This is a genomic window from Pseudomonas sp. NBRC 111139, assembly GCF_001753955.1.
GTDB lineage: Bacteria > Pseudomonadota > Gammaproteobacteria > Pseudomonadales > Pseudomonadaceae > Aquipseudomonas > Aquipseudomonas alloputida.
The window spans coordinates 1-15,563 of the sequence record NZ_BCBP01000023.1; the positions used below are offsets into that span (position 1 = coordinate 1).

Annotated in this window: 9 protein-coding genes and 1 pseudogene; 5 read left to right on the forward strand and 5 right to left on the reverse strand. The window is 61.0% G+C overall.

The annotated features are described in order from the left end of the window. Positions 1–158: 158 nt before the first annotated feature. Together BJQ17_RS07445 and BJQ17_RS07450 are read left to right on the forward strand one after the other, a co-directional pair. Positions 159–953 (forward strand): endonuclease/exonuclease/phosphatase family protein, encoded by a 795-nt coding sequence (locus tag BJQ17_RS07445; protein WP_014860821.1) that lies wholly within the window; start codon positions 159–161, stop codon positions 951–953. Between the two features lie 316 nt (positions 954–1,269). Then, complete coding sequence (locus BJQ17_RS07450) at positions 1,270–2,346, forward strand: autotransporter outer membrane beta-barrel domain-containing protein (protein ID WP_070095822.1); 1,077 nt, start codon at positions 1,270–1,272, stop codon at positions 2,344–2,346. A gap of 214 nt (positions 2,347–2,560) precedes the next feature. Here BJQ17_RS07450 and glgB read toward each other — a convergent pair whose 3' ends face one another. The 3 genes from glgB to BJQ17_RS07465 form a co-directional block, all read right to left on the reverse strand. Continuing rightward, entirely contained in the window at positions 2,561–4,771 is a 2,211-nt protein-coding gene (gene glgB / locus BJQ17_RS07455; RefSeq protein ID WP_003251302.1) for a 1,4-alpha-glucan branching protein GlgB, read from the reverse strand. Then, positions 4,768–8,088, reverse strand: a complete 3,321-nt coding sequence (treS, locus tag BJQ17_RS07460) for a maltose alpha-D-glucosyltransferase (RefSeq protein WP_070095823.1) — start codon at positions 8,086–8,088, stop codon at positions 4,768–4,770. The genes glgB and treS overlap by 4 nt, the downstream gene beginning before the upstream one ends. Before the next feature lie 164 nt (positions 8,089–8,252). Further along, on the reverse strand, positions 8,253–10,271 hold the full coding sequence (locus tag BJQ17_RS07465) for an alpha-1,4-glucan--maltose-1-phosphate maltosyltransferase (RefSeq protein ID WP_070095824.1): 2,019 nt from the start codon (positions 10,269–10,271) through the stop codon (positions 8,253–8,255). 139 nt (positions 10,272–10,410) lie between these two features. Between BJQ17_RS07465 and BJQ17_RS31590 the strand changes: the two genes are divergently transcribed. Continuing rightward, positions 10,411–10,572, forward strand: coding sequence for a hypothetical protein (locus tag BJQ17_RS31590; RefSeq protein ID WP_004576087.1), 162 nt, complete (start codon positions 10,411–10,413; stop codon positions 10,570–10,572). A gap of 517 nt (positions 10,573–11,089) precedes the next feature. Continuing rightward, entirely contained in the window at positions 11,090–11,944 is an 855-nt protein-coding gene (locus tag BJQ17_RS29760) for an RHS repeat-associated core domain-containing protein (protein WP_083285021.1), read from the forward strand. A gap of 79 nt (positions 11,945–12,023) precedes the next feature. On the opposite strand, the pseudogene BJQ17_RS07470 reads toward BJQ17_RS29760, so the two are convergent. Then, positions 12,024–12,455, reverse strand: a pseudogene (locus BJQ17_RS07470) (AMP-binding protein); the annotation flags it as partial. Between the two features lie 337 nt (positions 12,456–12,792). Between BJQ17_RS07470 and BJQ17_RS07475 the strand changes: the two are divergent. Then, positions 12,793–13,629 (forward strand): RHS repeat-associated core domain-containing protein, encoded by an 837-nt coding sequence (locus BJQ17_RS07475; RefSeq protein WP_070095825.1) that lies wholly within the window; start codon positions 12,793–12,795, stop codon positions 13,627–13,629. A gap of 190 nt (positions 13,630–13,819) precedes the next feature. On the opposite strand, the gene BJQ17_RS07480 is transcribed toward BJQ17_RS07475, so the two are convergent. After that, positions 13,820–15,502, reverse strand: a complete 1,683-nt coding sequence (locus tag BJQ17_RS07480; protein WP_070095826.1) for an AMP-binding protein — start codon at positions 15,500–15,502, stop codon at positions 13,820–13,822. Between the last annotated feature and the right edge of the window lie 61 nt (positions 15,503–15,563).

Here is a 15,563-nt window from a genome sequence, read left to right on the forward strand (position 1 = left end):
GATGCTGCTGATGGTGTTGCAGCGCGACGAGGAGTGAACCGTGATAACCCAGGCAGGTCTTACGTTTTGATCGCTACGCCATACCTGTGAGCGCGGGTTTGCCCGCTGCCACAGGTTTTAGCGGCGACAGTAAGGCAGGGTTAACTTCAGGAGGATTTGTGAGCCTCGAAGCCGGCAGTAATGGTTTCGCCAGCGTCAGCCAGGCCCCAGCCGTGAAACGCCTGCGGGTACTGACGGTGAACACCCACAAGGGCTTCACCGCCTTCAACCGGCGCTTTATCTTGCCAGAGCTGCGCGAGGCCGTGCGCAGCACCCAGGCTGACATTGTCTTTCTTCAGGAAGTGCTCGGCAGCCACGACCGCCACGCCGCGCGCTACCCCGGCTGGCCACAGACCTCGCAGTACGAATTCCTCGCCGACAGCATGTGGAGCGACTTTGCCTACGGCCGCAATGCGGTCTACCCTGACGGCCACCACGGCAATGCGCTGCTGTCCAAATACCCGATCGTCGAGCACCGCAACCTGGACGTGTCGATCACCGGCCCCGAACGCCGCGGCCTGTTGCACTGCGTGCTGGAGGTGCCGGGGCAAGGCCAGGTGCATGCGGTCTGCGTGCACCTGTCGCTGCTGGAAAGCCACCGGCAAAAGCAGCTGCAGTTGCTGCGTAAACTGCTGGACGCCCTGCCGGCCAACGCCCCGGTGATCATCGCCGGCGACTTCAACGACTGGAAAAGCCACGGCAACCGCACCCTTGGCCTGCAACGCGACTTGCACGAAGCCTTCGAACGCCACCACGGCCACCTCGCCCGCACCTATCCTGCCCGCCTGCCACTGCTGCGACTGGACCGCATTTACCTGCGTAATGCCGAAAGCCATGGGCCGCGGATTCTGGGGCACAAACCTTGGTCGCACCTGTCAGATCATCTGCCACTGGCAGTGGAAGTGCGCCTTTAGCAATCATTCTTCATAGCCACGGCACGGCAAATAGCGATCCCCGCTATACCCTGCTGTTTTTACCAATAAAACAACAGGTTGAGCGTTACGACATACCTTGAACACTTCCTTCACGCTTTCTTGACGCAAGCGGTGACCTCTCCTTAGCTGAACGATACCAAGCTGTAAAAAACTTGCGCCGGGCCTCTAGCTCGCGCCTTCGTGCGCGCTTGCGATAACTGGCGTACTGGTTTGGGTCGCCCACTGTTTTTGCCGTACAGCTCGTGACAACAGGCCAGGTTCTCGGGCTGCACCACAAAAACAAAGGAGATCCGCCATGAAAAGCACCTCGAACCCCTCGCGCTTCGATAGCATTTTCTACGCGGTTTCCACGTCGCTGCTTCTGGCAACCCCAGTGGAAACGATCGCGTACGAACTGCAGGGTGACCCCACCTCCCCCGGCTTTCTGCAGCAACCCGTGGCGGCGCAACTGTCGCTCGACCCGCTCAGTGCCAGTGGGTTGAGCCTCGGCACCCTCAATGCGTTTTCGCAGCAGATGAGCGAACGCCACCAGCAGCCGGCACCGGACCTGATTGCCAGTCAGTGGGCGCAGTTCTTCCCCACCAGTGCGCGCGGCCGCGCGCTGCCCCCAGCACAGCTGGAGGCGCCCAGCCAGCAACTGATGATCGGCCCGGACCTGTTCGTGCGTGAAACTGCAGCGGGCGATGTGCACCGCGCAGGGATTTTCGTGGGGCACAACAACCTGCAAAGCAGCTTCAAAGGCGCGCGCCCTCTGCTGGGCGACAAGCAGCGCAAAGCGGTGAACTTGAGCGGTGAAAGCCTGGGGGTGTACTGGAGCATGACCCATGAACAGGGTTGGCACCTGGATGCCGTGGCCATGGGCTCGCGGATCGACGTGATGGGCCGTGGCGAAAACGGCCAGCGCCTGGACGACAGTGGCCACGCAATGACCTTCTCGGTAGAGGGCGGTTACCCGATCCGCCTGAGTGGCAACTGGGTCATCGAGCCCCAGGCACAGTTGATCAACCAGCAATTCTTCCCTGGCAACCAGGTGCAGGAGGAGACCTTGCAAGCCTTTGACAGCCAGCCGAGCTGGAGCGGCCGGGTCGGTGCCAAGTTGTCCGGGCGCTACGAAGTGCGCGGCATGCCCATCGAACCCTATGTGCGGACCAACGTGTGGTATGACTTCAGCAATGCCGATGAGGTGAAGCTGGACGAGGTCGACAAGATCTCCAGTTCGCGCTACTCCACCACGGTGGAGTTAGGCTTGGGGCTGGTGGCGCGGGTGACGCCTTCGGTGGCGTTGTTCGTCAGCGCCGATTACAGCAGTGATGTGGACGACAATGACCTGAACGGGCTGATCGGCAGCCTTGGGGTGCGGATGCGGTGGTAGGCAGGGCCGGCCTCTTCGCGGGTAAACCCGCTCCTACACACTGATCGGGGCCACACGCATCGGTGGCTCGGCACAGGCCGTTGTAGGAGCGGGTTCACCCGCGAAAGGGCCGGGCCTGCCGGCCAATTTCCAAAGGCCATTCACGGTTGCCGCCGCTACCGGATTCGCGGGTAAACCCGCCCCTACAGGCGAAAAGGCCAGTGCGGTCAACCGGTCAGGCGGGCTTCATGATCAACACCCCCAGCGGCGGCAAGTTCAGGGCCAGCGATAATGGCTGCCCGTGGCTGGCCACTGCCTCACTGGCCACCGCCCCCAGATTACCCACGTTCGACCCGGCATACAGCTCGGCATCGCTGTTCAGCAGCTCCTGCCAACGCTCGCCGAACGGCACGCCAATGCGGTAACCCTCACGGGGTACCGGGGTGAAGTTGGCCACCACCAGCACCGGCTCGCCGCTGCTGCTCCAGCGCAGCCAGGCGTACACGCTGTTTTGCGCGTCGTCACCGATCAGCCACTGGAAGCCCTGCGGCTGGCAATCCTGCTCGTGCAGCGCCGGCACTTCGCGGTACAGGCGGTTGAGGTCACCCACCAGGCGCTGCACGCCCTGGTGCTCGGGATACTGCAGCAGGTACCAGTCCAGTTCGCTGTCGTGGTTCCACTCACGCCACTGGCCGAACTCGCAACCCATGAACAGCAGCTTCTTGCCCGGGTGTGCCCACATGAAGGTGAGATAGGCACGCAGGTTGGCGAACTTCTGCCAGCGGTCGCCGGGCATCTTGTCGATCAGCGAATGCTTGCCGTGCACCACCTCATCATGGGAAATGGGCAGGATGAAGTGCTCGGAATAGGCATAGATCAGCCCGAAACTCATCTCGTTGTGGTGGTAGGTGCGGTGCACCGGATCGTTCTGGATGTAGTGCAGGGTGTCGTGCATCCAGCCCATGTTCCACTTGTAGGCAAAACCCAGGCCGCCCTGTTGGGTAGGCTGGCTGACCCCAGGCCAGGCGGTGGACTCTTCGGCGATGATCAGCGCACCCGGGGCCTCGTGGGCAGCGACGCCGTTAAGGTGGCGGATGAAGTCGATGGCTTCCAGGTTCTCGCGCCCGCCGTGACGGTTGGGTACCCATTCGCCAGCCTTGCGCGAGTAGTCGCGGTACAGCATCGAGGCCACCGCATCGACGCGCAGGCCGTCGATGTGGAAATGCTTCAACCAGTGCAGCGCCGAAGCCATCATGAAGCCGCGCACTTCATTGCGCCCGAGGTTGTAGATCAGCGTGTTCCAGTCCTGGTGGTAGCCCTCCAGGGGGTTATCGTATTCGTACAGCGCAGTGCCATCGAAGCGCGCCAGGCCATGTTCGTCGGTGGGAAAATGCGCCGGCACCCAGTCCAGCAGTACACCGATGCCTCCCTGGTGGCAGGCGTCGATGAACGCGGCGAAATCCTCGGCACTGCCGTAGCGCGAGGTGGGCGCGAACATCGACAATGGTTGATAGCCCCAGGAGCCGCCGAACGGGTGTTCCATGATCGGCAGCAATTCGATATGGGTAAAGCCCAGTTCCTGCACATAGGGCACCAGCCGCTCGGCCAGTTCGCGCCAGTTGTAGAAACGCCCGACTTCGCCCGCTTCGTCCAGCTCGCAGCGCCATGACCCTGGGTGCAGCTCGTAGATCGACAACGGCGCGTTGTAGGCATGGCGCTGGGCGCGTTGCGCCATCCAGTCATGATCCTGCCAGGCGTGGCTGAGTTCACCGGCTACCTTGGACGCCGTGCTCGGCGGCAGCTCGGTGGCACGGGCCAGCGGATCGGCCTTCAGCGGCAGTATGCCGTCCTTGCCAAGCACTTCGAACTTGTAGGTTTCGCCCACGCCCAGACGCGGAATGAACAACTCCCACACCCCCGCGCCGTGCCGCAGGCGCATGGGGTGGCGGCGGCCATCCCAGTTGTTGAAATCACCCACCACCGACACCCGCCGGGCATTCGGCGCCCAGACCGAGAAACATACGCCGTCGATGCCATCGACCTGAGTCGGCTGGGCACCGAAGCGCCCGGACAAATCGCGGTGATTGCCTTCCGCGAACAAGTGAAGGTCCATGTCACCCAGTTGCGGGCCGAAACTGTAGGGGTCTTCGGTAACCTGTTCGCCACCGGCCCAGACGATATGAAACTGGTAGGGCTGTGCCTCATCAAGGTGCGCGCTGAACAACCCAGGTAGGCTGCCCTGCTCCATTTCGGCAAGGACCCGCCCGTCATCCCGGGCCTGAACGCGCACTTTCAGGGCATTGGGCAGAAAGGCGCGGACCACCTGCCCGCCTGCGCCGTCGCCGTGGGGGCCGAGTACCGCAAAAGGATCGGCGTGTTCGGCGCGGGCCAGGGCGTCGAGGTCCCGTTGCCGAAGGCCACCGTTTTCACGCGTTGTAACGTTCATTCTGACTCTCCCCAGGTACTGATCAGTCCATGCAGACCATGCAAAGGCACGGCCAGCCAGCTCGGACGGTTTTCGGCTTCGTATGTAATCTCGTAGGCGGCTTTTTCCAGGCAGAACAATTCCAGCGCCGCGCGCTCACCCTCGGCGTGCTGCCAGGCGTGAGGCATGGCGGCGGTGGCCAGCCCATAGGCTTCGACAAAGGCATGCCGGGACTGGTGCAGGTACTGCCGGGCAACCCGCTGCCGGGCTTGCCGCGCCGGCTCGGAAAGGTCCACCGCAGACGCGCTGCGCAAGATCATCGCAGCAGCATAGTCGAAGGAACGCAGCACGCCGCTGACATCCTTGTAGGGGCTGTGTTTTGCCCGGCGCTCTTCAAGGGGCCGGGCGGGTTCACCTTCAAAATCGATGAGGTAGGCATCACCCTGCACCACGAGCACCTGACCCAGGTGCAGGTCGCCGTGCACACGCATCAGCAGGCCACCCTGAGCCTGCTTGCTCAGGGTGTCGATGTGCTGGGCCAGGCCGTCACGCTGTTGCTGCAGGTCGTCGACCAAGGACTGGCTGTCGCTGTCCAGCGTGTCGCGATGCTGCGCCAGCAGGTCGAGGGCGTGGGTCAGTTCGGCGCTGATCTGTGCACGCCAGCGCTCGCTGTCCTGCGCATCGCTGGGGCGCGGCTGGAAGGCCGGGTCTTCGGTGGGGGCGGCCAGCAGCAGGTGCATCTCGCCCAGGCGCTGGCCAAGCAAGGCCGCAAAGCCGCTGAGTTCGGCCAATGCGTCAGTGTGCGTTTCGGTGTCGTTGCGGGGGGGCTCCATCTGGTCACGGATGGCCCGTTCCAGCGTGTTCTGGGTCCAACCCCAGGCATCGCCCTGGTTGCTCAGGTAACCCTGGGCAATCATCAGCAGGTGCGGCGCGTGTTGTTCGTCCACCCGGCTGACCCAGGCCAGCAGCGGCGAGATGTTGGCAAAGCCGGCGGCGGTCAGGTAGGCACTCATTTCCAGCTCTGGATGGATGCCCGGGTTGACCCGGCGGATTAGCTTGAGCACCACGCGGTCGCCGATGACCACCGAACTGTTGGACTGCTCGGCACTGAGGTAGCGCACTTCGCTTTCGTCGTCGAGCGCCAGGCCGGCCAGCTGCTCTGTGCATTCAAAGCGCAATTCACCCTCACTGTCGCCACACGGCAGACGCAGGCCATCCTGGCAGGCTTGCATCACAGCGTGAATAAACGGCTCAAGGACGAAGGCGTCTGTGATCAAGCCAACCTGGTGGGTACGGCGCACCCGCGACAACGCCAGCTGCTGAGGCAGCGCGGTGTGGATCTGTTCCTCACGCAGCAGGCCGAAAGGCAGCTGGTAGCGGGTAGCCGTGCCGTCGCTGAGTACTTCGATTTCGCTGAGCAACACCGGCGTGGCGGCGGTGCCGAAACGCACGCCGTAACACAGGCGCACGGCGTCGATCGGCCCTTCCTTGCCGGCGAACCAGCGGCGCTTGGGCAGGTACTGCGGCAGGATGGTGCTTTGCAGCGTATCGCTTGCGGGGGCTTGCAGCAGTTCTTCCATGCGCTTGCGCAGTACCAATGTGGTCAATTCGGGTAACCCCTCGGTGGCCTGGATGTGCCAGCTGGGCATGCGATCGCGGCTGGCCAGCAGGAACCAGTAGAAGGCATAAGGTGGCAAGGTCAGCAGAAACGGCAGTTGGCCGATTGGCGGGAACGCGCTGCCGCCCAGCATCTCCACCGGTACTTTGTCGGCGTATTGTGACAATTCGAGTTCGGCAGCCTGGGCGGCGCGGGACACGTTGGCCACGCAGAGGATGACCTCGGTATTGCCGTCGGCGTCGGTGTACTCGCGGATATAGGCAAGGATGCGCCGGTTGCTGGGCGTGAGGGTACGCAGGCTGCCGCGGCCAAAGGCCTTCTGCTGCTTGCGCACCGCCAGCATGCGCCGGGTCCAGTTCAGCAGCGAATGCGGGTCGTGGCTTTGCGCCTCGGCGTTGACGGTCTGGTAACCGTAGAGCGGGTCCATGATCGGCGGCAGCACCAGGCGCTGCGGGTCGGCGCGAGAAAAACCGCCGTTGCGGTCTGGCGACCACTGCATGGGTGTGCGAACACCATCGCGGTCACCCAGATAGATATTGTCGCCCATACCCAGTTCGTCGCCGTAATACAGGGTTGGCGTGCCCGGCATCGACAATAGCAGACTGGTCAGCAGCTCTATGCGCCGACGGTCACGCTGCAGCAGGGGCGCCAGGCGCCGGCGAATGCCCAGGTTGATGCGCGCGCGGCGGTCTTCGGCGTAGTAGTTCCACAGGTAGTCGCGCTCGCGGTCGGTGACCATTTCCAGGGTCAGTTCATCATGGTTGCGCAAAAAGATCGCCCACTGGCAGTTGGCCGGGATTTCCGGGGTCTGGCGCAGGATATCGGTGATCGGGAAGCGGTCTTCCATGGCCAGGGCCATGTACATGCGCGGCATCAACGGAAAGTGGAAAGCCATATGGCACTCGTCGCCGTCGCCTTCGCCGAAGTACGGGCGCGTGTCTTCCGGCCACTGGTTGGCTTCGGCCAGCAGCATGCGATCGGGGTAGTTGGCGTCGATCTCGGCGCGGATCGCCTTGAGCACGTCGTGGGTTTCGGCGAGGTTTTCGTTGTTGGTGCCGTCGCGCTCGATCAGGTAAGGGATCGCGTCCAACCGCAGGCCATCTACACCCAGGTCGAGCCAGAAGCGCATGACGCCGATCACCGCCTTGAGCACCTGCGGGTTGTCGAAATTGAGGTCCGGCTGGTGGGAATAGAACCGGTGCCAGAAGTACTGGCCGGCGACCGGGTCCCAGGTCCAGTTGGACTTTTCGGTGTCGAGGAAGATGATGCGCGTACCGTCATACTTCTGGTCATCGTCCGACCACACGTAGAACTCACGCGCCTTGCTGCCGCGCTTGGCGTGGCGGGCGCGCTGGAACCACGGGTGCTGGTCGCTGGTGTGGTTGATGACCAGCTCGGTGATCACCCGCAGGCCGCGCTTGTGGGCCTCGGCGATGAAACGGCGGGCGTCGGCCATGCTGCCGTAGTCGGGGTGCACGGCCTTGTATTCGGCGATGTCGTAGCCGTCGTCACGGCGTGGCGAGGGATAGAACGGCAGCAGCCACAGGGTGTTGACGCCCAGCTCGGCGATATAGTCGAGCTTGCTGATCAGGCCGGCGAAATCACCGATGCCATCGTTGTTCGAGTCGAAGAATGACTTGATGTGCAGCTGATAGATGACAGCGTCCTTGTACCAAAGCGGGTCGTCGATGAAGGCTGCCGGGCGGGAACGCTTGGCCATGTGCGACTCCTTTCAATTGCATGCACAGACATCCGAGCTTGCTCGATCCCCCGTAGGAGCGGGTTTACCCGCGAACACCGGCGAAGCCGGTGCCATGCACCGCGGCACCGCGGTGTCATCTTCGCGGGTAAACCCGCTCCTACAGGGGCACAGTCTGAGCCTTGTTAACGGGCTTTCTCGATGCGCCAGATGCCGAACGGCAGGTGCCAGGGCTCTATGCGCATCCATTGGGTCTTGCCGTACCACGACCAGCGGTGGCCGTTCATCAGGTCTTCACCCCGGGTTTCGGCGTTGTCGTCCAGCCCCAGCTCCCACAGTGGCAACTCGAAGTGCGCCTCCTGGGCGTTGTGCGGGTCGAGGCTGACGGCCACCAGGATGTAGTTGTCACGCTCGGGCGTACGCTTGGCGAAGTACAGGATGTTGTCGTTCCAGCAATTGAAGAAGGCCACACCCAGGTGGGTTTGCAAGGCGCGGTTCTGCCGGCGGATGCGGTTGAGCTGGGCGATCTCGGCGATGATGTTGCCGGGCTGGGTGAAGTCGCGTGGGCGGATTTCGTACTTCTCCGAATCCAGGTACTCCTCCTTGCCCGGCAACGGCGTGCCCTCACACAGCTCGAAGCCCGAATACATGCCCCACAAGCCTGAGCCCATGGTCGCCAGCGCGGCACGGATAAGGAAACCTGCGCGGCCGGAGGTGTGCAGGAAGAACGGGTTGATGTCCGGCGTGTTGACGAAGAAGTTGGGCCGGTAGCACTGGCTCCACGGCGGCTGGTTGAGCTGCTCGAAATATTCGCGCAGCTCCTGCTTGTGGTTGCGCCAGGTGAAATAGGTATAGCTCTGTGCGTAGCCGACCTTGCCCAAGCGCGCCATCATCGCCGGTTTGGTAAAGGCTTCGGCAAGGAAGATGACGTCGGGGTGCTGGCTGCGCACATTGGCGATGAGCCATTGCCAGAACGGCAGCGGCTTGGTGTGCGGGTTGTCGACGCGGAAAGTCTTTACGCCCTCCTCGACCCAGCCGACCACCACATCGCGCAGGGCCAGCCACAGCGAGGGCACGGCCTCCGGCGCATAGAAATCGACGTTGACGATGTCCTGGTACTTTTTCGGCGGGTTTTCAGCGTAGCGGATGGTGCCGTCCGGGCGCCAGCTGAACCAGCCCGGGTGCTCCTTGAGCCAGGGGTGGTCCTGGGAGCACTGGATGGCGAAATCGAGGGCAATTTCCAGGCCGTGTTCCGCCGCTGCGGCCACCAGACGGCGGAAGTCATCGCGGTTGCCCAGTTGCGGGTGAATGGCCTCGTGGCCGCCTTCCGGGCTGCCGATGGCATAAGGGCTGCCCGGGTCGCCCGGCTCGGCCTTGAGGGCGTTGTTGCGGCCCTTGCGATGCTGCATGCCGATGGGGTGGATGGGCGGGAAGTACAGGACGTCGAAGCCCATGTCGCGGATCATCGGCAGCCGTTCGTGCACGTCGTTGAAGGTGCCGTGGCGCTGCGGGTCGTCGGTCATCGAGCGCGGGAACAGCTCGTACCAGCTGGCGAACAGGGCGGCCGGGCGGTCGACATCAAGGGGAAACTCAGGGCTGCGGGTCAGGTAGCTGCGGTGTTCGGCTTCGCCCATCAGGCGGGCGGTGGTCGGGTCGAGAAAGACGGCTACCTGGTCATCGGTACTGAGGGTGGCCAGGCGGTGTTGCACGGCCTCGAGCTCTTCGCGCAGGGCGCCGCTGCACAGCTCGATGCCTTTGCCCAGCATCAAACGGCCTTCTTCCAGCTCCAGTTTCACCTCGACGCCGGCGTGGTACTTCTTCTCCAGGTCGTGGCAATAGGTGGCAAACGGGTCGATCCAGGCCTCGATACTGAACAAGTGCGGGCCCAGCTCGGTGGGGGTGAATTCGGCCTGCCACAGGTCGTTGCCCGCCGCCTGCATCGGCACGCAATGCCAGCGCCTGCTGTGCGCCTGGCGCCAGTTGAGCATCACCGCCAGGCGGTCGTGGCCGTCGCTATAGGCCTTGGTGCTGACTGCCACAGGCTGGCCGCTGACGGCCTTGGCGGCGAAGCTGCCGGCGTCGAGCACGGGTTGGGTGTCTTCGATCACGATGCGTGGCGCCAACAGCGCCTGGGCCAGGCTAATGGCCTGGTCCGGGTGATCGTTCGCCATGGGCACGCTTTCAAAGGGCTCGTTTCGTGACATCGACCTTGCTCCCTCAGGCTGGTGGCGGTAAGGGTTCAGAGCCGGGCACAGGCGGGGGGTTCAAAATAATTGAGCGAACGGCAGCTGCCAGCGGTCAGAGCCTACAGCACCTCTTCACCCACCCACGCGAGGTCAGGCCATGAACATTCCCATTCCACCGGAGACACCCGATCCCAACATTGACGACCCAAGCTTGCCGCCACCCGTACCGGAAGAAGACCCGGACGAGCTGCCGATCAAGCCGACCGTGCCGCCGACAGTGGGCGACCCACCGAGCCAGGACCCACCGGTGAAGGCTTAAGGGTAGACCACGGAACTGATATGTCTGTCAGTTGCGTTCAACTGGAGCTCGCATGATCATCGGGCCTCCTCAAACCGGAGGTGGTTGAGTCATGTCAGAAGCGCGCGATTACATCAGGTAGCACGGGATGACGTGAGGGGCCAACTTTCGCAGTTTGGCGTCGCGGGTTCATCCCGGGCAATCTGGACTATACGTTATCGCTGCTTGAATTACGCTATACGGTAGGCGTGCGGCGGCATGCACTTCGCCCCATCAGGGCAATTATTTTCGACGCCCGCGCAACGCGGGATCTGTGGTCCCCTTTTACAACTGTTATTTTTACCAGTTTCGTAAGATCGCTGCTTGCGCTATATAAACCACACAACACCCGTCGGGAGAGCGACCACCGCCTTGTTGCTCAAACTCGTGAACTCGCCGAACCGATGAACACCACCTATTCAGCGCCAATAAAACTTGTCAGACGCCTCATTACTAGACTGAAGTTTCGACAATATTGATTTTCACACAGGGCAATACCATGTCAGCATCCAACACTGTCATCCCTGACACTCATGTCAGCTACTGCGTTTACGGCTACAGCAAAGCGCTGACCCTGAAACCTCGCCTAACCGGCTTTAATGGCGCACATTTTGACCCTCACGCACATTACTACCATTTGGGACAAGGCTATCGCGCCTTCAGCCCTACACTAATGAGATTCATCTCCCCGGATCGTATTAGCCCCTTTGGACGTGGAGGAATTAATAGCTACGCCTATTGCAATGGCGATCCAGTCAACCGCACAGACCCAAGTGGAGCCGTTGCTTTCGCTCGACTCGCTCATCTCGCTTTACGCCCCCTGAATTGGGCATACAAAATCTTTTTCAAAAAACCAAATATAAACGTTAATTTTAACAAGCAGAATGTACAGCTCCCCGGCCAAAGCCCTGAAGAAACTGCACGGCTCAGATTGATAGCTATGAAAAACGGCCTACGCGTAATGGATGGTCTTTTAGACAAGAAGCCCGATCTAGTAGAAAAAGTAGGCCAATATTTAGCACCTGGGGATTTAACCGCAGCAGCAGCAGCCTCAGACCCCTTCAAAACCGGTGTAACGCCAAGAATCGTCCACCGCATCACAACAGAAAGATATTTGAAACAAGCTGCAAACATCATGGGTGGAGAAGTAACCGACTATCGGAACGATGCCTTGCTAACCAAAGTAGATATATCCAGCCTTGACAGAATAGAAGCAGAGGTAAGAAAAATGCAAAACCCTAGTTATTTCGGAGATTCAGATCACTATATCAGCCCACAGGAGCGATATAGAAAGTTAATGGGACATATAAATATTATTCGTAGTACCTTGGAACATCCGGAACTCTGGTCTTAGTTAGGATGGCTTGACCAAAACGGGCTAGCTGTGCCGGCCATTCGCGGGTCTTGCCCTGCGGACCGGCACCGCTACAACGTTACTCGGTCGATCCCACCATAAACTCCACGACACTGATCTCCCGCATCCGGAACTTCTGCACCTTGCCCGTCACTGTCATGGGGTATTCGTCGACGAAACGGATATACCGCGGCACCTTGAAGTGGGCAATGCGCGCCTTGCACCAGCCCTGCAGTTCCTCGACCGTGGCGCTATGCCCCGGGTGCAGCTTGATCCAGGCGACGATCTCTTCGCCATAGCGGCTGCACGGAATGCCGATCACCTGCGCATCGGCCACCGCCGGGTGGGTGTAGAAAAACTCTTCCAGCTCACGCGGGTAAATGTTCTCGCCGCCGCGAATGATCATGTCCTTGTTGCGCCCGACGATGCGCACATAGCCCTGCTCGTCCATCACCGCCAAGTCACCCGAATGCATCCAGCCGGCCGGGTCGATAGCGTCCGCGGTGGCCTGGGTCGAGCGCGATCATTGTGTGCACGTTTAACCGCGAAATAGGGGCCGGACAGCCCAGCACATCATTCATGTTGACGCGGTTTAACTGTGCTCGCCGCTAGGACTGACCGTTACTGGATCACTGAGTCGCGAAAGCTATTAAATCCATTAGCCTAGGATTTACACAGAGTTCAATACAACTGACATTTCTGCCAGTAGCACAGGTGCTCTACTTTAGAGCATGCTTCCCGTGATTACCCTACTAAAAGCGGCTTGGCTTGGCCGTACATAGACCGAGGCGAAATCACAGCACTTTCAAGAAGCAAGCCGACAACTGCGCGAAGCAAAGGAGTCATGAATGCCCCCATCAACGCCACACACTCAAAGCCCTCAGCCGATATGCTTTACCCCCTATGGCCACAGGGGGGGGATCGGCGACGCGGCCATCGCCACTGGTTTCAATGGTGTTCCGTTTGATATTCACGCCAATTGCTACCACTTAGGCCAGGGCTATCGGGCATTCTTTCCTGGGTTAATGCGATTCTCCAGCCCCGATAGCCTGAGCCCGTTTGGGCTCGGTGGACTGAACGCGTATGCCTATTGTAATGGCGACCCTGTTAACTACGGCGACCCCCAGGGCACAGCCGGGGTGCCGATTGGGCGGACTGGGAACACCCCTCGTTCTGGGAGGGTCACCGCGAAAGGGCAATTTGGTATTGGCAACACATCGCATCAAGTAAAATCCTATAGGAACGCAATGCGGGAGAATGAGAAGGTGCAGGGAGTCGATATCGCTCTGGACCTCTTAGATCATGAAGTTGATCTATTCAATGCCGTGACAAAGGATCTGAAAAAATTGGATAATACCGCCGTTCGTAAAAACCCCTTCGTCCGGGAAAAGCTCATCAAGGCTAGTAACAAGGCGTTTTCAGAGCACACGAAGAATATATTAGGCGGCCGCACGCAACGGTATGCTAATGATGTTATTTTAACCGATAGGCACATTAACTACTTAACCCTCTTAGATGAAAGCTTGATAAACGCCTACGCGCCGTTCCGGGAAGAGCATAGCTGGAGGTACAATACTGGGTGGCTCGAGCATAGAGACCTGTCATCGGCACAATGGGGAATAAGAGATGCTGAATCCTTTCTCAATGGCGATGATAGTTTCCATTCCTTAGCAGTTCGAAGGTGAGTGCGCTTGCCAAAGGGTGACCTCTGTCTTTGACCACGACGAGCGACGTGGAAAGCTGAGGAATGCAACTCTTCCTGGTATGCAGTGACCTTACTATCGAGCCGATGTAAGGGTAGATCCGAAATCTCATGCTGGCATGGCTTGGCCTCATCGTGGGTTCACCCGCGAAGAGGCCGGATAACCCAGTGCATCAACCTGCAGAAACAGCCGAAATTTCTGCGACACTGATCTCCCGCATCCGGAACTTCTGCACCTTGCCCGTCACTGTCATCGGGTATTCGTCAACGAAACGGATATACCGCGGCACCTTGAAGTGGGCAATGCGCGCCTTGCACCAGCCCTGCAGCTCCTCGGCCGTGGCGCTGTGCCCTGGGTGCAGCTTGATCCAGGCGACGATCTCTTCGCCATAGCGGCTGCACGGAATGCCGATCACCTGCGCATCGGCCACTGCCGGGTGGGTGTAGAAAAACTCTTCCAGCTCACGCGGGTAAATGTTCTCGCCGCCGCGAATGATCATGTCCTTGTTGCGCCCGACGATGCGCACATAGCCCTGCTCGTCCATCACCGCCAGGTCACCCGAATGCATCCAGCCGGCCGGGTCGATGGCATCCGCCGTGGCCTGGGGGTTGTCCCAGTAGCCCAGCATCACGCTGTAGCCGCGGGTGCACAGCTCGCCAATCTCGCCGCGGGCGACGATGCAGCCATCAGTGTCCACCAGTTTGTTTTCCAGCTGAGGCTGGGTGCGGCCGACGGTGGTCACGCGCAGCTCCAGGTCATCGTCCGGGCCGGTCTGCAGTGACACCGGGCTGGTTTCGGTCATGCCGTAGGCGATCTGCACTTCAGCCATGTGCATCTGGTCGATGACCCGGCGCATCACCTCGATCGGGCAGGTGGCGCCGGCCATGATGCCGCTGCGCAGGGTGGACAGGTCCATCTGCGCGCGCGACGGGTGGTCGAGCATGGCGATGAACATGGTCGGTACGCCGTACAGGATACTGGCACGCTCCTCGGCCACGGCGCGCAGGGTGAGCTCGGCGTCGAAGGCGTCGTTGGGGTAGATCATGGTGCTGCCGTGGGTGATGCAGCCGAGGTTGGCCATGACCATGCCGAAGCAATGGTACAGCGGCACCGGGATCACCATACGGTCGCGGGCCGTCAGGCCTAGGCTTTCACCCACCATGAAACCGTTGTTGAGGATGTTGTAGTGACTGAGCGTGGCACCTTTGGGCGCACCGGTGGTGCCTGAGGTGTACTGGATGTTCACCGGCTGGTCGAATTGCAGGCTTTGCTGACGGGCGGTGAAGGCTTCGGCAGACGTCTGCCCTGCCCGCTCGGCCAGTGCGTGCCAGGGCAGGAAACCGGCAGGCGGGTTGGCGGCCAGGCTGATGACGCCACGCAACTGGGGCAGGCATTCACTGGCCAGCTCACCAGGCCGGGCGCTGGTAAGCTCAGGTATCAGCGCCTGCACCATGGCGTGGTAATCAGACGTCTTGAAGGCTTCAGCGCAGACCAGCCAGCGGCAGCCGGACTGACGCAACACGTATTCCAGTTCGCCCACACGGTAGGCCGGGTTGATGTTGACCAGGATGGCACCGACCTTGGCACTGGCCAGCTGCAAGATGCACCACTGGGCGCAGTTGGGCGACCAGATGCCAACACGATCGCCAGTGTTCACGCCCAGTGCGATCAGGGCGCGGGCATATATTTCGACCTGTTCGGCCAACTGCCGCCAGCTGTAACGCAGGCCCTGGTGGCGGGACACCAGGGCCTCGCTGTCGCAACAGCGGGCCACGGTGGCATCGAAGGCCTGGCCGATGGTCTGGGTCAGCAAGGGTCGGTCCTGGCGACCGCGGGTATAGCTCGGTTGACTCATGGGTGTCCCTTCTTGTGGTTGTTTTGGGCACGGCTGAAGCAAGCGGGAATACTCTGGCGCA

Bases quoted from the DNA above. Each gene is read 5' to 3' on its own strand.
- glgB (WP_003251302.1), bottom strand. From the start codon at position 4,771: ATGAACGTTACAACGCGTGAAAACGGTGGCCTTCGGCAACGGGACCTC.
- BJQ17_RS07465 (WP_070095824.1), bottom strand. From the start codon at position 10,271: ATGTCACGAAACGAGCCCTTTGAAAGCGTGCCCATGGCGAACGATCAC.
- BJQ17_RS07480 (WP_070095826.1), bottom strand. From the start codon at position 15,502: ATGAGTCAACCGAGCTATACCCGCGGTCGCCAGGACCGACCCTTGCTG.
- BJQ17_RS07475 (WP_070095825.1), top strand. From the start codon at position 12,793: ATGCCCCCATCAACGCCACACACTCAAAGCCCTCAGCCGATATGCTTT.
- BJQ17_RS31590 (WP_004576087.1), top strand. From the start codon at position 10,411: ATGAACATTCCCATTCCACCGGAGACACCCGATCCCAACATTGACGAC.
- BJQ17_RS29760 (WP_083285021.1), top strand. From the start codon at position 11,090: ATGTCAGCATCCAACACTGTCATCCCTGACACTCATGTCAGCTACTGC.
- treS (WP_070095823.1), bottom strand. From the start codon at position 8,088: ATGGCCAAGCGTTCCCGCCCGGCAGCCTTCATCGACGACCCGCTTTGG.
- BJQ17_RS07450 (WP_070095822.1), top strand. From the start codon at position 1,270: ATGAAAAGCACCTCGAACCCCTCGCGCTTCGATAGCATTTTCTACGCG.